Source organism: Streptomyces sp. NPDC001002 (assembly GCF_053599215.1).
This window is the reverse complement of the sequence record NZ_JBSFLV010000039.1, coordinates 33,048-51,752: the sequence shown is the minus strand read 5'-3', so window position 1 is coordinate 51,752 and position 18,705 is coordinate 33,048. Positions and strand designations below refer to the sequence as shown.

The following is an 18,705-nucleotide window of genomic DNA, read 5'->3' as shown; positions in this document are numbered from 1 at the left end:
CCAACGCCCGGCACGGAGGCCCTCCAGTGAACGCGATCGTCGAGCTGTCCGACGCCCACGTGGTGCACAAGGCCCGCAGCGGTGGGGTCTTCACGCGGGATCGGGTGTACGCGCTGACCGGGGCCGATCTGGCCGTCGCGGCCGGTGAGACGGTCGGGGTGGTCGGGGAGTCCGGGTGCGGGAAGTCGACGCTGGCGAAGGTGCTGGTGGGGGTGGAGCGGCCGACGGCCGGGTCGGTGGTGTTCCGGGGGCGGGACCTGTGGTCGATGCCGGACGGTGAGCGCCGGGCGGCGATCGGGTCCGGCGTCGGCATGATCTTCCAGGACCCCTCGACCGCCCTGAACCGCCGGCTGCCGATCCGGCAGATCCTGCGCGACCCGCTGGACGTGCACGAGCGCGGCACGAAGGCCCAACGGGAGGAGCGGGTAAGGGAGTTGATGGGCCTGGTCGGTCTGCCGCGGTCCGTCGCCGACGCGCTGCCCGGCCAGCTCTCCGGCGGTCAGCGCCAACGCGTCGCGATCGCCCGGGCGTTGGCCCTGGACCCCGACCTGGTGGTGGCCGACGAACCGACCAGCGCCCTGGACGTGTCGGTCCGCGCCCAGATCCTCAACCTCCTGCTCGACCTGCGTGAACGCCTGGGCCTGGCCCTGGTGTTCGTCTCGCACGACATCCAGACGGTACGGCGGATGAGCGACCGCGTGATCACCATGTACCTGGGCCGGATCGTCGAGGAGGCGCCGGCCGCGGACGTCACCGACCGCGCCCGGCACCCGTACACCCGCGCGCTCTTCTCGGCCACGCCCGGACTGCTCGACCCCGTCGACCCGATCCCGCTGACCGGCCCGGTCCCCTCGGCCACGCGCCCGCCGAGCGGCTGCCCTTTCCGCACCCGCTGCTGGAAGGCCGACGAGGAGTGCGTGTCCAAAATGCCGGAATTCTCGGCCGCGTCGGAGGCCGGTCACCGCTACCGCTGCCACCATCCTGTGGAGGAGGACCAGTCGACCCGCGATCTCGTACGGCAGAACCACCCCAGGGAGCCTTCATGACCTTCCCCGCCCCGCTCACCGGTGTCGTCCCACCCGTCTGCACCCCCCTGACACCGGGCGGCGAGGTGGACGTCCCCTCCCTGCTCAGGCTGGTCGACCATCTGCTCGGCGGGGGGGTGGACGCGCTCTTCGTGCTCGGCTCCTCCTCGGAGGCGGCCTATCTCACCGACCGGCAGCGCAGGCTGGTCGTGGAGGCCGTGGCGGGCCATGTCGGCGGGCAGCACCCGGTCCTCGCGGGCGTCATCGACATGACGACCCCGAGGGTCCTGGACCACGTCGCGTCCGTCACCGCGGCCGGCGCGGACGCCGTGGTCGTGACGGCGCCGTACTACACGAGCACCCACCCCGCCGAGATCGCCCGCCACTTCCGGCTGATCGCCGCCGCCAGTCCGGTCCCGGTCGTCGCCTACGACATCCCGGTCGCCGTCCACAGCAAGCTGCCCGCCCAGCTGGTCCTGGAGCTGGCCGCCGACCGCACGCTGGCCGGGCTCAAGGACTCCAGCGGCGACCTGGCCGGCTTCCGCGAGGTCGTCACCGGCGCCCGCGCCCTCACCGGCTTCAGCGTCCTGACCGGCTCCGAACTGTTCGTCGACTCCGCCCTCGCGCTCGGCGCGCACGGCGCGGTGCCCGGCCTCGCCAACGTCGACCCGCACGGCTACGTCCGCCTCGACCGCGCCTGCCGGGCCCGCGACTGGGACCGCGCCCGCACCGAACAGGACCGCCTGTGCGCCCTGTTCCACCTGGTCGGCGCCGGCGACCCGGCCCGGATGGGCGGCAGCTCCTCGGCGCTCGGCGCCTTCAAGGCGGCGCTGCACCTGCGCGGGATCATCGACTGCCCGGCGACGGCGGAACCCCAGGTGCCGCTGTCGCCGGAGGAGGTACGCCGGGTGGGCAAGTTCCTGGCGGCGGCCGGGCTGCTCTAGGACCTGTCCGGCGGATCAGAGGCTGTCGGTCGGCAGCCGGCGGAACTCGATCGTCTCGTACGTGCCCGCCACACCCGTCTCGTACAGGATCCCGAGCGTCTCCCAGCCGATCCGCACCAGGTCGGAGTAGGCGGCCCGCTGGGTCGACAGGGTCAGCGCCTTGGTGAAGGTCGCGCCGCCGTCCGTGCTGCGCCAGATCGCCATCGCCTGACGGGCGGTGGGCACGGACGGGCCGGAGAACAGCAACGGGGCGCCCGGTTCGGGGAGTTGGAGCACGCTGCCCTGGACCGCCGGTACGTCGCTCAGGGTGGGCTGCTGGCGGTAGGGGCGGTCGAGGGTCTGGCCGCCGTCGGAGGAGTAGCTGTCGAGCCGGTTGCCCTTGCTGGTGCCGCCCTCGTCACGGGAGCTGAAGTACAGCCGCCCGTCCGGGAGTTCGGTGACGCTGGTCTCGTTGGCGTTGTCGTACCCCTCGTACGAGGAGTCGACGAAGCCGATGTGCCAGGTGGTGCCGCCGTCGTCGCTGTAGATCGCGTGGCCGCCGTAGTACTTGCGCTCCTGGCCGGTGTCCGCGGAGCCCGCGGGCGGGGCCGCGGAGTGGTTGGCGGGGACAACCAGGCGGCCGGCGTGCGGGCCGCTGGTGAGGGCGACGGCGTGGCCGGGCCCGGTGGCGTACCAGCGCCAGTTCGGCTCCTTGACCTGCGCGGTGATGTCGACCGGCGCGGAGAAGGTGCGGCCGTCGTCCCAGCTGCGCTGCACGAACACCCGGCGGCTCTGCTCGGGCGTCACCTCGCCCCGCATGATCTGCGGCTCGGTGACCAGGCCGCTGTTGTAGGACGTCACCAGGACGACCGCGCCGGTGAGCGGGTCCAGCACCGGCGCCGGGTTGCCGCGGGTGTCGCCGTCTCCCTCGGTGACGACCTGCAGCGGGCCCCAGGTGCAGCCGCCGTCGGCGGAGCGCTTGACCACGACGTCGATGTTGCCGGTGTCGGACGCGCCGGTGCGCCGTCCCTCGGCGAAGGCGAGGACCGTGCCCCGGCCGGTGGTGACCGTCGCCGGGATCCGGTACGTGTCGTAGCCGCCCTGGCCCGAGACGTACGGCACGGAGGACGTGCAGCCGGCGGCGGAGGCGTGCGGGGTCGCGGTGAGGGGGGCCGCGAGGACCGCGGCGACGACAAGGGTGCGGCTCAGGATGGTCATCGATCTCCCTAGCGGGCTGTCAGACACTGACCTTCCGTCACATGCTCCCCGGTATCACCAGTCCCGACTCGTACGCCACGATCACCAGCTGGGCCCGGTCACGGGTTCCGAGCTTCCCCATGATCCGGCTGACATGGGTCTTCGCGGTCAGCGGACTCAGTCCGAGTGCTTCACCCACTTCAGTGTTGTTGAGACCCCGAGCGACCAGGGTGAGGACCTCCCGTTCCCGCTCGGACAGGCATTCCGGGCCGCCGTCCGCCGTCGGCGGCACGGGGCTGCGCAGGAAGCGTTCGATGAGTCGCGCGGTCGGTCCCGGGGAGAGCAGCGCGTCGCCGGCGGCGACCGTCCGGATGGCGTCGAGGAGTTCGGCCGGACGGGTGTCCTTGACCAGGAATCCGGAGGCGCCGGCGCGCAGGGCCTCGACGATGTTCTCGTCGGTGTCGTAGGTCGTCAGGACCAGCACCCGCAGCCCGGCGAGGTCCGCGTCCGCCGCGATCAGCCGGGTCGCCTCGATGCCGTCCAGGTCGGGCATCCGGATGTCCATCACCACCAGGTCGGCCCGCGCGCGCCGGGCCAGCTCGACCGCCTCCCGGCCGGTGGCCGCCTGCCCGACGACCGTCATGTCCCGGGCCGACTCCACGAGCATGGCGAAGGCGGCCCGCACCAGGTGCTGGTCGTCGGCGAGCAGGACACGGATCGTCATACGGCTCCCTCCGGAAGGCTCGTGGGCAGGACGGCCCGCACTTCGAAGCCGCCCTCGTCCCGCGGTCCGGCGTCGAGGGTGCCGCCGACGCTGCGGGCCCGCTCCCGCATGCCGACCAGGCCGAAGCCGTGGGTCCCGGCGCGGTCGGGCCCGGTGCCGTCGTCGGTCACGCGCAGGTGCAGAGCGCCGTCAGCTTCGTACAGGCCGACGCGTACGGCGGGTTCGGGACCCGCGTGCCGTACCGCGTTGGTCAGCGCCTCCTGCACGATGCGGTAGACGGCGGCGCCGACCGCGGGCGGGGCCCGCCGGATCCCCACCGTCTGTTCGACGCGGGCGCCGGCCAGGCGGGCGGCCCGCACCAGGTCGGGCAGTCCGTCGAGGCCGGGCAGCGGGCCGCGGGCGTCCGGCAGGTCGTGCTCGCGCAACACCTCCAGGGTGGTGCGCAGTTCGCCCCGCGCGCTGCGGCAGGTCTCGGCGATGTCCTCCAGCGCCCTGGCCACCGTCTCCCGGTCCAGGCGCTCGGGGTCGGCGGCCAGCACGTGCGCGGCGACCGAGGTCTGCACGCCGATGAGGGTGATGCTGTGGGCGAGCAGGTCGTGCAGGTCGCGGGCGATACGCAGCCGCTCCTCGGCGACCCGGCGGCGGGCCTCCTCCTCGCGGGTGCGTTCGGCGCGCTCGGCGCGTTCGACGATCGAGGCGACATAGCTACGGTAGTAGCGGACGTCGATGCCGAAGAAGAGGACCGCGACCACCCAGCCGGAGACGCCCAGCAGTTCGGCGGCCTGGTGGGTGTTGACCGTCAGCATCACCGAGACGGCGACGGTCAGGACGATGAGGCCCGTCAGGATCGTGCGCAGCGGGCGGCCGGTGACGGCGACCGTGTACAGCGCGACGTACGAGACGGCGGACGGCGCCTCGTGGTTGAAGTCGAGGCCGTGGTAGGGCACGACCAGCGCCACCACGGCCGCGAGCACGAGCATCGGACGGCGCCGGCGCCATACGAGCGGCACGTGCGCGGCGAGCAGCAGCGTCCAGCCGAGCGCGTCGGGGCGGCGGCCGTCGCCGGTGGACAGCGCCAGCCACCCGGCCGACGCGGCGAGGACCAGCGTGAGCAGGGCGTCCTTGCGGGTGCCGTGCGCGGCGGTGCGGGGATCACGGCCGATGACGGCCATGATCCGCTCCGCCCGGTGTGAACGCGTCTTCTCCTGCACGAAGTTCATCTTCCGGTAGGCGGGCGCCCCTTCGGGAGTCAGGGGCGCCCGGAGATTCAGACGGGCTCCGACTGGCGTTCGGCCTCCACCGGCTTCTGCGGCGTCCGCGACAGCCGCCCCGGCCACCAGACCCGGCGGCCCAGCAGCACACTCGCGCTGGTGACCAGGTAGGTGCGGACGAGGAAGGTGTCGAGCAGGACACCGACCGCGATGACGAAGCCCAGCTCCACCAGGCTCACCAGCGGCATGTTGGTGAGCACCGCGAAGGTCGCCGCCAGGACGAGCCCCGCGGACGCGATGACCCCGCCCGTGGTGCGCAGCGCGGTGAGCGCGGCCGGCACCGGTTCGGCGCCGCCGAGGGACTCCTCCCGCATGCGGTGCATGAGGAAGATGCCGTAGTCGACGCCGAGGGCGACCAGGAAGACGAAGGACAGCAGACCGAGGCCGGGGTCGGTGCCCGCGAAGCCGAAGAGCGGCCCGAAGACGAGTCCGCCGATGCCGAGGGCCGCGCCCCACACCGCGACGACGGCGGCCACCAGGAGCAGCGGCGCGACGAGCGAACGCAGCAGGAGTACGAGGATCAGCAGGACGGACGTCAGCACGAGCGGGACGACGACCAGCCGGTCGCGGGCGTTGGTGTCGGCGAGGTCGAGCTGCTGGGCGCTGGGTCCGCCGACGTGCGAGCCGTCCAGCCGGTCCCGCAAGGTCTCGATGACGCGGGTCTCGCCCGCCGACTCGGGCGGGGCGGTGGCGATGACCGACAGCTCCGTCCAGCCGTGCCCGCTGCGGCCCCGCTCGACGTCGGCGACGCCCCGCAGCTCGCGGACCTCGGCCAGGGCGGCGTCGGCACGGCCGGTGGGGGTGAGGACGGTGATCGGCTGGGAGCCGCGCTCGGGGTAGGCCTTCGCGAGGGTCTCCATGGCGGCGACCGCGTCGGGCCTGGTGGTGAAGGAGTCCTCCTGCTTGAGGGCGTCGGGCAGGGCGAACGTGCCCAGGGCGAGCGCGCCGAGCAGCACGGCGCCGGCGGCGAGCACGGTGCGGGGCCGGCGCCCCGCGGAGCTGCCCACGGCGGCCAGCAGGGACCTGCGGGCCTTGGGCGTGCTGCCGTACCGGGGCACGAGCGGCCAGAACACCCGGCGACCGAGCAGCACCAGGACGGCGGGCAGCAGCGTCAGCATGGCGACGAGCGCGGACAGTACGCCGACGGTGCCGAGCGGGCCCATGCCCCGGCTGGAGTTGAGGTCGGCGGCGAGCAGGCACAGCAGTCCGGCGGCGACGGTGCCGGAGGAGGCGAGCACGGCGGGCCCGCAGCCGCGCAGTGCCGCGGCCATGGCGTCGTAGGGCCGCTCGGTACGGCGCAGTTCCTCGCGGTAGCGGGAGACGAGCAGCAGGGCGTAGTCGGTGCCCGCGCCGAAGACGAGGATGGTCATGATGCCGGAGCTCTGGCCGGTCACCGAGGTGCCGAACCACTGGTGGAGCCCGTAGGCGACGCCCATCGAGAGGTAGTCGGCCATCCCCGCGACGGCGAGCGGCACCAGCCACAGGAACGGACTGCGGTAGATGAGGATCAGCAGCAGCGCGACGATCCCGGCGGTGGTGAAGAGCAGCGGCCCGTCGAGCGAGTCGTAGACCTCCCCCGCGTCGGTGGCGAGCGCCCCCGACCCGCCGACCTCGACGCTCAGCCCGTCGCCGCCTCGCGCGAGGTCCCGTACCTCGTTGACGAGCACATCACGTGCTTTCTCGTCCGTGCCGGGCTCGGTACTGGCGACCGGGTACATCAGGGTGGTGCCGTCCTTGGACGGAACGCCCTCGGGCGCGGCGGTGAGCGGGTGCGCGCCCGCGATCGCGCCGATCTGGTCGGCGGCGGTCGCCCGGTCCGCGGCGGTCAGTCCGCCGGCGCGGTGGTAGACGACGACCAGCTCGGTGGCCTCGCCGCCGGGCAGCCGGTCCTGGATCTCGGCGACCTGTGTGGAGTCGGCGCTCGCCGGCAGATAGTCGACGGCACGGTCGTGCTGGGCGTCCGCGAGCTTCGACGCGAACGGCGAGGTGATCGCCAGCACGGCGATCCACAGTCCGAGCACGAGCCACGGCACGGCCCGCCTGCGCCGTGTCCTGGTCCTTGTGTCCCCCATGTCCGGGCTCCCTCCGGTCGGGTGTCTGGGTCGGTTCCAGACTTCCGGCGGGAAGGGGCGTGTTCGTCGGGCGGAAGGGCGAGAGGCGGGCTACTGCCAGGGGTGGCCCGGCGGCGGCGTTACTCCCGCGGGAGTAACGCGGGCGGGTCAGGACGGCGTGCGGGCCGACTCCAGGAGGCGGGTCACGTCGTCCGCGCAGATCGTCAGGGCCGCGCCCACCGTCGTGAGGACCTCGCGCTCGGCCGGGGTGTACGGACCGTCCGCGAGGGCGATGCGCGCCCCCTGCAGCAGGATCGATTCGCGGCCCACCGGAGCGAGGTGCGGGGCGAGCGGGTCGAGGGCCTCGTGCAGCTCTATGGCGAGTCCGGCACCGCACGGCTGGCCGTAGACCCGGCCGGTGTCGGCGGCCAGCGCCTCCACGAGCGCGTTCAGCTGCTCCTGCGTGCAGTCGTCGAAGCCGGCCGCGCGGACCGTCCCGGCGGCGGCCTCCAGGGCCGTACGGGAACAGCTGCCGCTCGCGGCGAGGACCGCCAGGGCGACGGTGTGCACGGCGTCGCGGAGCATCGCGGAGAAGCGGGTGGTGGTCGGGTGGTCGAGGGCGTCCGTGCCGAAGTGCCGGCGGCAGGCGCCGCACTCCACGACCGGCCCGGTCTCACCGCGCGGCAGCACCGGCACACCCAGCAGGGTGAAGCGGCGGCGGCCGGTCAGCCGCTGGTAGTTGCGGTCGCCCCCGCAGCCGGGGCAGAAGAACTCGCCGTCGCCGACGGGTGTCCACGCGGTGCGCGTGCCCAGGATCCGGGCAAGCCGGGAAGCACGGCCGTCTCGTCCCCGTACTGGCAGCACGTCGCACCTCCGTAACGCCGCGGCAACATCGCCGCGCTTGCGTGATGTTAGCCACATTGTTGAGGCGTAGTCATTACCCCGGAGGAGACCTTTCCGTGACCTCCACGTCCGGGTGGCCGAAAACAGCGGGGCCTTGATCGCCGTATACGACGATCAAGGCCCCGAAACTGCCGGTCAGAGTGACTATCGGGTCGCGCGGTTGACGGCGGACACGACGGCCTTCAGTGACGCACGCGTCGTGTTCGCGTCGATCCCGATTCCCCAGAGAACCTTGTCGTCGATCGCGCACTCGATGTAGGAGGCGGCCTGCGCGGAGGCGCCCTCGGCCAGCGTGTGCTCCTGGTAGTCCAGCAGACGTACGTCGACGCCGACGGACTGCAGGGCGTCGAAGAAGGCCGAGATCGGACCGTTGCCGGAGCCCGTCAGGACGGTGTCCTCGCCGTCGACGGTGGCCTCGACGGTCAGGGTGTCGATGCCGTCCGTGTCGGTGGTCGACTGGCCGGTGCGGACCTGGATACGGCCCCAGGGGTTCTCCGGGTTGGGCAGGTACTCGTCCTGGAACACCGCCCAGATGGCACCGCCGGTGACCTCGCCGCCCTCGGCGTCCGTCTTGGCCTGGATGATCTTCGAGAACTCGATCTGCATCCGGCGCGGCAGGTCCAGCTTGTGGTCGTTCTTCAGGACGTACGCGATCCCGCCCTTGCCGGACTGCGAGTTGACCCGGATGACGGCCTCGTAGGAGCGCCCCACGTCCTTCGGGTCGATCGGCAGATAAGGCACGGCCCACTCGATGTCGTCGACCGTGACGCCCTTCGCGGCCGCGTCGGCCTCCATGGCGTCGAAGCCCTTCTTGATGGCGTCCTGGTGGGAGCCGGAGAAGGACGTGTAGACCAGGTCGCCCACGTACGGGTGGCGCGGGTGGACCTCCATCTGGTTGCAGTACTCCCACGTACGACGGATCTCGTCGATGTCGGAGAAGTCGATCTGCGGGTCGACGCCCTGCGAGAACAGGTTCATGCCCAGGGTGACCAGGTCGACGTTGCCGGTGCGCTCGCCCTGCCCGAACAGACAGCCCTCGACGCGGTCGGCGCCGGCCATCAGCGCCAGCTCGGCCGCCGCCACCGCCGTACCGCGGTCGTTGTGCGGGTGGATGGAGATGCAGACGTGCTCGCGGCGGGACAGGTTGCGGCCCATCCACTCGAAGCGGTCCGCGTGCGTGGACGGGGTCGAACGCTCCACCGTGGCAGGCAGGTTGAGGATGATCTCGCGCCCCGGACCCGGCTGGTAGACGTCCATCACCGCCTCGCAGACCTCCAGCGCGAAGTCCAGCTCGGTGTCGGTGAAGATCTCCGGCGAGTACTGGTACCCGAACTCGGTCTCGGGCCCCAGCAGCTTCTCGGCGTACTCCATCACCAGCCGCGTACCGTCGACGGCGATCTGCTTGATGTCGTCCTTGGACCCACGGAAGACCACCCGCCGGAACACAGGCGCGGTCGCGTTGTACAGATGCACGGTCGCCCGCTTGGCACCCTTCAGCGACTCGACGGTCCGCTCGATCAGATCTTCCCGAGCCTGAGTCAGCACGGAGATCGTCACGTCGTCCGGAATCGCGCCCTCTTCCTCGATGATCGAGCGCACGAAGTCGAAGTCGGTCTGCCCGGAGGCCGGGAACCCGACCTCGATCTCCTTGTAGCCCATCGACACCAGCTGGTCGAACATCCGGCGCTTGCGCTCGGGCGACATCGGGTCGATCAGGGCCTGGTTGCCGTCACGCAGGTCGGTGGAGAGCCAGCGGGGGGCGGTGGTGATGCGCTTGCCGGGCCACGTACGGTCCGGAATGTCGACCTGCTCGTACTGGCCGTACTTGTGGATCGGCATAGAGCTGGGCTGCTGGCGGTTCGCCATGATCGGGGGGCTCCTCAGGGTGTCCGGAAGGACGGCCGACGACGCAACGCCAAGCTCCGCGGGGAGGGAGTCGACCTGTCTTACAGGCCCTCGCCGCGGCAGCTAAGAAGAAGCAGCCCGAAATGCATGATGCAGAGCATGCTAGCGGAGCACCCATGGACGGGCGCCCCCGTATCAACATGCGGGACTGTGGTCTTTTAAGGGGCGCGGGGCTGTGTCGATGTGCGGCTCCGCCGCGTGGGCGCGATCAACCCCCACCGGCCGTCAGGGCCTAACACAGCGCAACCATCCACGGCGGGAGCATCCCCATATTTCACCAATCATGGTGGCACCTAGTGACAGCCCGCTAACGCAGTGCCATCGTGCCGCACATGACGACAAACGGGGGCTTCAAGCCCGTCTTCTGCACCGTCGTTCCGCCACACATCCTCGACCACCTGGCCAGGAACGACGATCCCAACCTCTCCGGCCCAGCCCAACAGACCTTGATCCGCGACAGCGAACTCCGCGGCAGGCGAAGGGTCACCACCGAGTTCTCCCTGGCCCCGACGCCCCAGGAAACGGCCGCGTCGGACCAGCCACTCCGCACCATCTACGACGCCGGCCACGGCACCGACCTCCCCGGCACCAAAGTCCGCGGCGAGGGCGCCGACCCGGGCCAGGACGCCACAGTGAACCGCGCATACGCCGGCCTGGGCGCCACCTTCGAGCTCTACCTCAAGGCCTACGGACGCCACTCCATCGACGCCGAAGGCCTCCCGCTGGACGCGACCGTCCACTTCGACGAGCGCTACAACAACGCCTTCTGGAACGGCGAGCAGATGGTGTTCGGCGACGGCGACGGCGAGATCTTCCTCGACTTCACCATCCCGATCGACGTCATCGGCCACGAACTGACCCACGGCGTCACCCAGTACACCGCCAACCTCACGTACTACGGCCAGCCCGGCGCCCTGAACGAGTCGATGTCCGACGTCTTCGGCTCGCTCATCAAGCAGTACACGCTCGGCCAGACCGCCGCCGAGGCCGACTGGCTGATCGGCGCGGGCCTGCTCGCCCCGAGCGTCACCGGCAAGGCGCTGCGCTCCATGAAGGAGCCGGGCAGCGCGTACGACGACGACGTGCTCGGCAAGGACCCGCAGCCCGCGACCATGGACGACTACGTCCGCACCGGCCGCGACAACGGCGGCGTGCACATCAACTCCGGTATCCCCAACCACGCGTTCTACCTGGTGGCGAACGCGCTCGGCGGCAACGCCTGGGAGAAGGCCGGACAGGTCTGGTACGACGTCCTCACCGGCGGCGAGCTCACCAGCAGCGCCCTGTTCGCCGACTTCGCCAAGCTGACGGCGAAGGCCGCGCGCGAGCGCTACGGCGACGGGAGCGAGGAACTCCAGGCCGTGTCGAAGGCGTGGGAGCAGGTCGGGGTGCGGATTCCGTGAGTCCGTACTAGACAGGGCCCATGCGTATTCAGGTGCGGCGCACGGGCGGGTTCGCGGGCATCGAGCGGCACGCGGAGGTGAACACCTCCGGGCGGCCCGATGCCCCCGAATGGCAGGCCCTGGCTCAACAGGCGCTGTCCGGCGGCCAGGACAGCCGGCCGCTGGGGGTGCCGGACGGCTTCAGCTACGAGATCACCGTGGACGGGAAGACGGTGTACGCGGCCGATCCCCGGCTCACCCACGAGCAACGCGAGCTGATCTCCAGGGTGTTGAAGGAAGGGGCCTAGGAAGGTGCCGGGGAAGTGGCCTCGGCACGGGCCGCGGAAGGGGCGTAACCGGCAGTTCACGCGGGGGCGTTGACTTCCCTACCGAGGGGTAAGGATGATCCCGCCCATGGCGACTGATCCGCGTGCAGCGGCGCATCCGATCCCTCGGTTCCCGGCCGGTTTCCTGTGGGGTGTGTCGACTTCGGCGCACCAGATCGAGGGGGCCGTGGACGAGCGCGAACCGTCGGTGTGGGACGTCTTCACGGCCGAACCGGGGCACATCAAGGACGGCTCGACGGCGGCGGTGGCCTGCGACCACTACCACCGCTACCGCGAGGACGTGGCCCTGCTGCGGGACCTGGGCGTGGACGCGTACCGCTTCTCCATCTCCTGGCCGAGGGTGAACTCGCCGGGCGGACTGGACTTCTACGACCGTCTCGTGGACGAGCTGTGCGCGGCCGGCGTACGCCCGGTCCCCACCCTCTTCCACTGGGACCTGCCGGTCACCCAGGACTGGCTGGAGCGGGACACGGCAGCGCACTTCGCGGAGTACGTGTCGGTCGTCGCGGAGCGGCTCGGTGACCGGGTGAAGAAGTGGATCACCCTCAACGAACCCGCCGAACACACCCTGCTGGGCCACGCGTTGGGCGCCCACGCACCGGGCAAGAAGCTGCTCTTCGACGCGCTCCCGGTCGCCCACCACCAACTCCTCGCGCACGGCCTGGCGGTACGCGCCCTGCGCGCGGCGGGCGCGAGCGACATCGGCATCGCCAACTCGCACGGCCCGACCTGGCCGGCCTCGGACGAGGCGGCCGACGTGGAGGCGGCGGACTTCTACGACCTGCTGCTCAACCGTCTCTTCGCCGACCCGCTCCTGCTCGGCCAATACCCGGACGGCATCGGCGAGTTGATGCCCGGGGACGTCGAGTCGGACCTGAAGGTGATAGCGGAGCCCCTCGACTGGTACGGCATCAACTACTACGCGCCGACCCGGGTGGGCGCCCCGCAGGGCGCGGAGATCGAGTTCGGCGGCCTCACCATGCCCGCCGAACTCCCCTTCTCCGTAAGGGAGATCGAGGGCGTCCCACGCACCGACTTCGGCTGGCCCGTGGTCCCCGGCGGCCTGACGGAACTCCTCACCGGCTTCCGCGAGCGCTACGGCGACCGCCTCCCGCCGGTCGTCATCACCGAGAACGGCTGCTCCTACGAGGGCGTCGACGACCAGGACCGGATCGCCTACCTCGACGGTCATGTCCGGGCCCTGCACGACGCGGTGGCGGCCGGTGTGGACGTACGCGGCTACTTCGCCTGGTCGTTGCTCGACAACTTCGAGTGGGCGGAGGGGTACGCGCGCCGGTTCGGGCTCGTGCACGTCGACTACGAGACGCAGGTGCGCACGCCGAAGGCCTCGTACGCGTGGTTCCAGGACCTGCTCCGGGCGCAGAGATGACGGCCCCCTTGGAGGACTCCCAGAACTCCCACAACTCCCATGGTTCCGCGCACTCCCCGGCCGCGCTCGCCGAGCCCGTCGAACGGGTCGGGCGTGGCTGGACGGTGTCCCTCTCGCTCGCCAACGGGGCGATCTGGGTGGGCTGGTACGGCCCGCTGCAGATCCTGCTGGCCTCGCAGGCGAAGGACTTCGCGCCGGGCTCCGGCATGTCCAAGGAGGCGATGCTGGCCTGGGTGACCGGCGCCGGAGCGCTGGTCTCACTCGCCGCCAACCCGTTCTTCGGCGCCCTCTCGGACCGAACGACGGGCCGCTGGGGCCGCCGTACGCCGTGGATCGTGGCCGGAGCGGCGGGCGGTGCGCTGTCCCTGCTGCTGCTCGCGGGGGCGGGCGGGGTGTGGACGATGGCGCTGGGCTGGTGCCTGGTCCAGCTGACCCTGAACGCGGCCTTCGCGGCGGTCACGGCGGCGGTGCCGGACCGGGTGCCCCGGCTCCAACGCGGTTCGGTGGGCGGGTGGTTGGGGGCCGCGCAGATCCTCGGCGTGGTCGGCGGGACGGGCCTGGCGACGGTGGTCGGGGGCATCGGGGCCGGGTACGCGGCCTGCGCGGTGTTCACGGTCGTGGGCGTGCTGCCGTACGTCCTGAAGTACCCGGATCTGCGGCTGCCGGTGTCGGACCGGCCGCCGTGGTCGTGGCGATCCTTCCTCGCGGGCTTCTGGCTGAGCCCGCGCCGGTATCCGGATCTGGGCTGGGCCTGGCTGACCCGGTTCCTGATCAACCTCAGCAACGCGCTGGTGCTGCTCTACCTCCTCTACTACCTGCGCGACCGCCTGCACTACGACGATCCCGACCAGGGCGTGCTGATCCTGACCGCGGTGAACGGGCTGACCCTGCTCGCCACGGTCGTCGTCGGCGGGGTGTGGTCGGACCGGCTGGGCCGGCGCAAGCCGTTCGTGATCTGGTCCGGGATCCTGATGGCGGTCGCGACGGCCGGGCTCGCGGTCTGGCAGACCTGGCCCGGCGCGATCGTCGCTGCGGCGGTCCTGGGCATCGGCTTCGGCGTCTTCACCTCGGTCGACTTCGCCCTGATGACGGACGTCCTGCCGAAGGCCGGGGACCGGGGCAAGGACCTCGGCGTGATCAACGTGGCGAACGCCCTGCCCCAGGTCGCGGCCCCCGCCCTCGCCGCACCGATCGTGACGTACCTGGGCGGCTACCGGATGCTGTATCTGGTGGCGGCGGTGGTCGGGCTGGCGGGGGCGGTGCTGGTGCGGCGGATCAGGGGCGTGGACTGACGGCCTCCGGTGCCGGGGGCGCGGGCCGACGCCCCGGCACTCCCCCGGCTTCAGAGCGCCCCGGCACTCCCCCGGTTTCAGAGTCCCCGGCACGCCTCCGGCCTCAGAGCGCTCCGGCGTCCCTCGCGGACCAGACGCTCGGGTAGATGGGCCGGTAGCCCAGATCCCGGCGGATCCGCTGGGTGGACATGATCCCGAACCACGGGTCGGGGTCCGGGTTGTCCTGTAGTTCGGCGGGTACCTCGACGCCGTTGAGCTGGTACAGCTCGACCGTCGTGACGGGGGCGTCGTCGGCGATGTTGTAGATCCGCCCGGCGACTCCCGGCGCGTACAGCAGCCGCAGCAGGCCCTGGGCGACGTCCGCGTGATGGCCCATCTGCAGTCGCTGGGCGGGCGCCCAGTTCCCGGCCCACATCAGGGCGTTGGCCAGATGCGGGTCTCCCTCGCCGTAGACGAAGGGGAGTCGGCCGACGCGCACGTCCATACCGTCCAGCGCGAGCAGTTCCCGCTCCGCCGCCACCTTCGACTCGTTGTAGGCGCCCCACATCTGGCCGCCGGGCCGGCTCTCGTCCTCCTCGACGAGCGGGCGGCCCCGCCCGACGCCGTACACCATCCCGGTACTGACCTGCACGAACCGCTCGACTCCGGAGGCCAGCGCGGCGCGCCCCAGGGCGATTGCCGCGTCCCGGTTGACGGCCCACGCCTCCTCGTCCGGCACCCCGCGGAAGGAGGCCGCGACATTCAGCACCGCGTCCGCCCCGGCCACCGCCTTGCCGAGCACTTCCTCGTCCCGCAGATCGCCGACCACGACCTCGGCGCCCAGTTCCGCGAACGGCTCGCCCTTGGCCGCGTCCCGTACCAGGACCCGTACGACCTCCCCCGGCCGGGCCTGGGCCAGCAGCCTCGGGACCAAGCGCCGGCCCACCTGACCTGTCGTGCCTGTCACCAACGTCAGCATGATGTGCTCCTCTCGTCACCGCCCACCTTCCGGCGCCGACGGGACGGCCGGGAGAGACCTGGTGATCGGGGGATCGGCGGTCCCTGGATAAGCCGGGCTCGGTGCCGCACGCTGGAGGGGTGGACCGAACCGAACTCGCCGACTTCCTGCGCCGCGGCCGGGCCCGGCTGAATCCGTCGGACGTGGGCCTCACGGCCGGCCCGCGCCGCCGTACGCCGGGGCTGCGCCGCGAGGAGGTGGCGCAGCTGGTGGGCATGTCGGTGGACTACTACACGCGCCTGGAACAGTCCCGGGGCCCGCACCCGTCCCGCCAGATGCTGACGGCACTGGCGCGCGGCCTGCGCCTGACGGACGACGAACGCGACCACCTGTTCCACCTGGCGGGCGAGGAGCCGCCCCGCCGGGAGAGCGCGTCGGCGCACGTCCGCCCGGGCCTCCTGCTGATCCTGGACCGCCTGCACGACACCCCCGCGATGGTGGTGACGGACTGCGGTGAGCTGCTGGCACAGAACGCGATGTCGAGGGCGCTGTCGGGCGACGGGCTCGCCCGCCCGCCCCGGGACCGCAACCTGCTCCGCCGCTTCTTCCTCGACGGGGAAGGCGGCGCGCTCTTCCCGCCGGAGGACCGCCCCGACCACGCCCGCGCCCACGTGGCCGACCTCCGCGCGGTCACCGCGGTCCGCCCCGACGACCCGGAACCGGCCGCGCTGGCCGCCGAACTCCGTTCCTCCAGCGAGGAGTTCGCCACCCTCTGGGACGAACACGAGGTGGCGGTACGCCGGTTCACCACCAAACGCTTCCAACACCCGCTGGTGGGCCTCCTGGAACTCGACTGCGAGATCCTCCTGGGCTCCGACCACCGCCACCGACTCATCATCCACACGGCCCGCCCGGGCACGGAGTCACACGAACGCCTGCGACTGCTGAGGGTGGTGGGCCTGCAGGACATGTCCCCGCAGGGGACAGCGCGCTAGAAGCCCAGCTTGCGCAGTTGCCTCGGGTCCCGCTGCCAGTCCTTCGCCACCTTCACGTGCAGGTCCAGGAAGACCGGCGTGCCCAGCAGCGCCTCGATCTGCTTGCGGGACTTGATGCCCACCTGCTTCAGGCGGGCGCCCTTCGGGCCGATGATGATGCCCTTCTGGCTGGGGCGCTCGATGTAGACGAAGGCGTGGATGTCGAGGAGGGGCTTGTCGGCGGGGCGGTCCTCGCGGGGGAGCATCTCCTCGACGACGACGGCGATGGAGTGCGGCAGCTCGTCGCGGACGCCCTCCAGCGCGGCCTCGCGGATCAGTTCCGCGATCATGACCTGCTCGGGCTCGTCGGTGAGGTCGCCCTCGGGGTAGAGGGCCGGACCCTCCGGGAGGAGCGGGACGAGGAGGTCGGCGAGCAGGTCGACCTGCTGGTCCGCGACCGCCGAGACCGGCACGATCTCCGCCCACTCGAAGCCCAGCTCCTTGCCGAGCTGGTCGATGGCGATGAGCTGCTCGGCGAGGGTCTTGGAGTCGACGAGGTCCGTCTTCGTGACGATGGCGACCTTCGGAGTCTTCTTGATCCCCGCCAGTTCCTTCGCGATGAAGCGGTCACCGGGACCGAGCTTCTCGTTCGCCGGCAGACAGAAGCCGATCACGTCGACCTCGGCCCAGGTGGTGCGCACGACGTCGTTGAGCCGCTGCCCCAGCAGCGTGCGCGGCTTGTGCAGCCCCGGGGTGTCGACCAGGATCAACTGGGCATCGGGCCGGTGCACGATCCCGCGTACCGTGTGCCGCGTGGTCTGCGGCTGGTTCGCGGTGATCGCGACCTTCTGGCCGACCAGAGCGTTCGTAAGGGTGGACTTGCCCGCGTTGGGGCGGCCCACGAAGCAGGCGAAGCCGGCGCGGTGGGCGGACTCGGCCGGCTGCTCGGATGACTGGGTGCGAACGCTCATGGCGCCCATTCTCCCTGATCCACGAGCCCACGCCGTACAAGCGTGCACCCGGGGCCCGGGACGGACCGGCCCGGGCCGTATGGTGCGCGGCATGAAGCTCATCACCGCGATCGTGAAGCCGCACCGCCTCGACGAGGTGAAGACCGCCCTGCGGGAGCTCGGCGTGCACGGTCTGACCGTGACGGAGGCCAGCGGGTACGGCCGTCAGCGCGGCCACACCGAGGTCTACCGGGGCGCCGAGTACCAGGTCGACCTGGTGCCGAAGGTCCGCATCGAGGTCGTCGTCGAGGACGCCGACGCGGAGCCCGTTCTGGAGGCGATCGTCACAGCCGCGCGGACGGGGAAGATCGGGGACGGGAAGGCGTGGGCGATGCCGGTGGAGACGGTGGTACGTGTACGGACGGGCGAGCGCGGTCCCGACGCGCTCTGACCGCCAGTACTCCGCCCACGAACCCCACGGCCAGCAGCAGCGCCGCCGCGAGCCAGGGCAGCGCGAAGAACGAGGCGCTCTCCGACTGCCGCGTGCCCGGCGCGCTCGCGGTCAACGTGACGTCCCCCCAGTCGAGTTGGGGCGCGCCCTTCCACGGCTCGCTGAGCTTCACGCGCTGCCCGGGCAGCAGTTCGGCGGGGATCCGGGTCAGGCCGCGGGACAGGAGCGTACGGCCGAAGAGGCCCTGCGCCTTGAGTGTCACCTTCGGATCGAGGGTGACGTTGCCGGTGTTGTGGAGGGTGTAGGAGATCGTCGCGTCGCTGTCCCCCAACCCCGGTACCAGTGGCTGGTGGTGGGTGATGTGGACGTTCTCGACGGCGAGCGCGGGGAGGGTCGGCCCGCCCACCCGGAGGTACACACGGGCGGCGACGGCGCGTTGCACACCCAGGGCCAGTGATCCGTCGCCCTTGTCGATCCGTTCGTCCAGCGCGACCAACGCGCCCGGGTGGTCGCCCGGTTCGGCACCCTCGGGCACCTTCAGCGTGAAGGGGACGGTGACCGTCTTGTGGGCCGGCACGGTGACCCGGGTCTTCGCGGGCTTCGCCCACGCGCCCACGCCCCGCTGCTTCTCGTCGACCGTGCGCACCGCGAACCCGCCGTCGCGCGCGGTGTTGTAGGCGTCGGCCGCGTACAACCGGAAGGTCAGCGGCTTCCCGGTCTTGTTGGCGACGACCACCTTGTCGTCGATGGTCTGCCCGGGATCGGCGGAGAGATAGAAGTAGGGCCGCGCGGCGACGGCCGAGGAGACGGGATAGACGGACCAACTGCCGTTGTCGGCGGCGTGCGCGGGCGCGGCCTGCCAGGCCAGCAGCAGGCCCAGGAGGAGGACGTACAGCTTGCGCATGGGTGCGGACCCCCACGGACGAGACCATGGACAAGAAGAAGGACGAGAAGAAGAAGGGCGGGCGGGTGCGGACGCCCTT

17 protein-coding genes are annotated in these 18,705 nt (G+C 71.6%); 8 read left to right on the top strand and 9 right to left on the bottom strand.

Going from position 1 to position 18,705, the window contains the following annotated elements; genetic code table 11:
* Positions 1 to 26: 26 nt before the first annotated feature.
* Together ACWDR3_RS19570 and ACWDR3_RS19565 are read left to right on the top strand one after the other, a co-directional pair.
* Entirely contained in the window at positions 27 to 1,046 is a 1,020-nt protein-coding gene (locus tag ACWDR3_RS19570; protein ID WP_450353753.1) for an oligopeptide/dipeptide ABC transporter ATP-binding protein, read from the top strand.
* A complete protein-coding gene (locus tag ACWDR3_RS19565) occupies positions 1,043 to 1,969 on the top strand; it encodes a dihydrodipicolinate synthase family protein (RefSeq protein ID WP_450353752.1) in 927 nt (308 codons plus the stop codon). Before ACWDR3_RS19570 ends, ACWDR3_RS19565 begins: the two co-directional genes overlap by 4 nt.
* Positions 1,970 to 1,984: 15 nt before the next feature.
* Here the strand turns inward: ACWDR3_RS19565 and ACWDR3_RS19560 are convergent, their stop codons facing one another.
* The 6 genes from ACWDR3_RS19560 to leuA form a co-directional block, all read right to left on the bottom strand.
* A complete protein-coding gene (locus ACWDR3_RS19560; protein ID WP_450353751.1) occupies positions 1,985 to 3,166 on the bottom strand; it encodes a sialidase family protein in 1,182 nt (393 codons plus the stop codon).
* A 37-nt stretch (positions 3,167 to 3,203) separates the two neighbouring features.
* A complete protein-coding gene (locus tag ACWDR3_RS19555) occupies positions 3,204 to 3,869 on the bottom strand; it encodes a response regulator (RefSeq protein WP_450353750.1) in 666 nt (221 codons plus the stop codon).
* Positions 3,866 to 5,089: a sensor histidine kinase gene (locus ACWDR3_RS19550; RefSeq protein ID WP_450353749.1), complete on the bottom strand. Its 1,224-nt coding sequence runs from the start codon at positions 5,087 to 5,089 to the stop codon at positions 3,866 to 3,868. Before ACWDR3_RS19550 ends, ACWDR3_RS19555 begins: the two co-directional genes overlap by 4 nt.
* 47 nt (positions 5,090 to 5,136) lie before the next feature.
* Positions 5,137 to 7,212: an MMPL family transporter gene (locus ACWDR3_RS19545; protein WP_450353748.1), complete on the bottom strand. Its 2,076-nt coding sequence runs from the start codon at positions 7,210 to 7,212 to the stop codon at positions 5,137 to 5,139.
* Between the two features lie 147 nt (positions 7,213 to 7,359).
* Positions 7,360 to 8,055 carry a TerB family tellurite resistance protein gene (locus tag ACWDR3_RS19540; protein ID WP_450353747.1) on the bottom strand — a complete coding sequence of 232 codons (696 nt, stop codon included), beginning with the start codon at positions 8,053 to 8,055 and terminating at the stop codon, positions 7,360 to 7,362.
* A 183-nt stretch (positions 8,056 to 8,238) separates the two neighbouring features.
* Positions 8,239 to 9,960, bottom strand: a complete 1,722-nt coding sequence (leuA, locus tag ACWDR3_RS19535) for a 2-isopropylmalate synthase (protein WP_450353746.1) — start codon at positions 9,958 to 9,960, stop codon at positions 8,239 to 8,241.
* Between the two features lie 371 nt (positions 9,961 to 10,331).
* On the opposite strand from leuA, the gene ACWDR3_RS19530 reads away from it, so the two are divergent.
* The 4 genes from ACWDR3_RS19530 (at position 10,332) to ACWDR3_RS19515 (ending at position 14,410) form a co-directional block, all read left to right on the top strand.
* A complete protein-coding gene (locus ACWDR3_RS19530; protein WP_450353745.1) occupies positions 10,332 to 11,402 on the top strand; it encodes a M4 family metallopeptidase in 1,071 nt (356 codons plus the stop codon).
* A gap of 20 nt (positions 11,403 to 11,422) precedes the next feature.
* A complete protein-coding gene (locus ACWDR3_RS19525) occupies positions 11,423 to 11,689 on the top strand; it encodes a protealysin inhibitor emfourin (protein ID WP_450353744.1) in 267 nt (88 codons plus the stop codon).
* Between the two features lie 106 nt (positions 11,690 to 11,795).
* Positions 11,796 to 13,118, top strand: coding sequence for a GH1 family beta-glucosidase (locus tag ACWDR3_RS19520; RefSeq protein ID WP_450353743.1), 1,323 nt, complete (start codon positions 11,796 to 11,798; stop codon positions 13,116 to 13,118).
* On the top strand, positions 13,115 to 14,410 hold the full coding sequence (locus tag ACWDR3_RS19515) for an MFS transporter (protein ID WP_450353742.1): 1,296 nt from the start codon (positions 13,115 to 13,117) through the stop codon (positions 14,408 to 14,410). The genes ACWDR3_RS19520 and ACWDR3_RS19515 overlap by 4 nt, the downstream gene beginning before the upstream one ends.
* A gap of 103 nt (positions 14,411 to 14,513) precedes the next feature.
* Here the strand turns inward: ACWDR3_RS19515 and ACWDR3_RS19510 are convergent, their stop codons facing one another.
* The gene (locus ACWDR3_RS19510; protein ID WP_450353741.1) at positions 14,514 to 15,368 is read right to left on the bottom strand and encodes an NAD-dependent epimerase/dehydratase family protein; all 855 of its coding nucleotides are present in this window, start codon (positions 15,366 to 15,368) and stop codon (positions 14,514 to 14,516) included.
* A 119-nt stretch (positions 15,369 to 15,487) separates the two neighbouring features.
* Between ACWDR3_RS19510 and ACWDR3_RS19505 the strand changes: the two genes are divergently transcribed.
* The gene (locus ACWDR3_RS19505) at positions 15,488 to 16,342 is read left to right on the top strand and encodes a helix-turn-helix transcriptional regulator (RefSeq protein ID WP_450353740.1); all 855 of its coding nucleotides are present in this window, start codon (positions 15,488 to 15,490) and stop codon (positions 16,340 to 16,342) included.
* On the opposite strand, the gene era is transcribed toward ACWDR3_RS19505, so the two are convergent.
* Entirely contained in the window at positions 16,339 to 17,301 is a 963-nt protein-coding gene (gene era / locus ACWDR3_RS19500) for a GTPase Era (protein WP_401720827.1), read from the bottom strand. The two genes, ACWDR3_RS19505 and era, sit on opposite strands and share 4 nt — an antisense overlap.
* Positions 17,302 to 17,383: 82 nt before the next feature.
* Between era and ACWDR3_RS19495 the strand changes: the two genes are divergently transcribed.
* Positions 17,384 to 17,722, top strand: a complete 339-nt coding sequence (locus ACWDR3_RS19495) for a P-II family nitrogen regulator (protein WP_450353739.1) — start codon at positions 17,384 to 17,386, stop codon at positions 17,720 to 17,722.
* Here the strand turns inward: ACWDR3_RS19495 and ACWDR3_RS19490 are convergent.
* Complete coding sequence (locus tag ACWDR3_RS19490) at positions 17,616 to 18,626, bottom strand: WxL protein peptidoglycan domain-containing protein (protein WP_450353738.1); 1,011 nt, start codon at positions 18,624 to 18,626, stop codon at positions 17,616 to 17,618. The genes ACWDR3_RS19495 and ACWDR3_RS19490 overlap by 107 nt on opposite strands.
* Between the last annotated feature and the right edge of the window lie 79 nt (positions 18,627 to 18,705).

Bases quoted from the DNA above. Each gene is read 5' to 3' on its own strand.
- ACWDR3_RS19565 (WP_450353752.1), top strand. From the start codon at position 1,043: ATGACCTTCCCCGCCCCGCTCACCGGTGTCGTCCCACCCGTCTGCACC.
- ACWDR3_RS19560 (WP_450353751.1), bottom strand. From the start codon at position 3,166: ATGACCATCCTGAGCCGCACCCTTGTCGTCGCCGCGGTCCTCGCGGCC.
- ACWDR3_RS19555 (WP_450353750.1), bottom strand. From the start codon at position 3,869: ATGACGATCCGTGTCCTGCTCGCCGACGACCAGCACCTGGTGCGGGCC.
- ACWDR3_RS19550 (WP_450353749.1), bottom strand. From the start codon at position 5,089: ATGAACTTCGTGCAGGAGAAGACGCGTTCACACCGGGCGGAGCGGATC.
- ACWDR3_RS19545 (WP_450353748.1), bottom strand. From the start codon at position 7,212: ATGGGGGACACAAGGACCAGGACACGGCGCAGGCGGGCCGTGCCGTGG.
- leuA (WP_450353746.1), bottom strand. From the start codon at position 9,960: ATGGCGAACCGCCAGCAGCCCAGCTCTATGCCGATCCACAAGTACGGC.
- ACWDR3_RS19530 (WP_450353745.1), top strand. From the start codon at position 10,332: ATGACGACAAACGGGGGCTTCAAGCCCGTCTTCTGCACCGTCGTTCCG.
- ACWDR3_RS19525 (WP_450353744.1), top strand. From the start codon at position 11,423: ATGCGTATTCAGGTGCGGCGCACGGGCGGGTTCGCGGGCATCGAGCGG.
- ACWDR3_RS19520 (WP_450353743.1), top strand. From the start codon at position 11,796: ATGGCGACTGATCCGCGTGCAGCGGCGCATCCGATCCCTCGGTTCCCG.
- ACWDR3_RS19515 (WP_450353742.1), top strand. From the start codon at position 13,115: ATGACGGCCCCCTTGGAGGACTCCCAGAACTCCCACAACTCCCATGGT.
- ACWDR3_RS19510 (WP_450353741.1), bottom strand. From the start codon at position 15,368: ATGCTGACGTTGGTGACAGGCACGACAGGTCAGGTGGGCCGGCGCTTG.
- era (WP_401720827.1), bottom strand. From the start codon at position 17,301: ATGGGCGCCATGAGCGTTCGCACCCAGTCATCCGAGCAGCCGGCCGAG.
- ACWDR3_RS19495 (WP_450353739.1), top strand. From the start codon at position 17,384: ATGAAGCTCATCACCGCGATCGTGAAGCCGCACCGCCTCGACGAGGTG.
- ACWDR3_RS19490 (WP_450353738.1), bottom strand. From the start codon at position 18,626: ATGCGCAAGCTGTACGTCCTCCTCCTGGGCCTGCTGCTGGCCTGGCAG.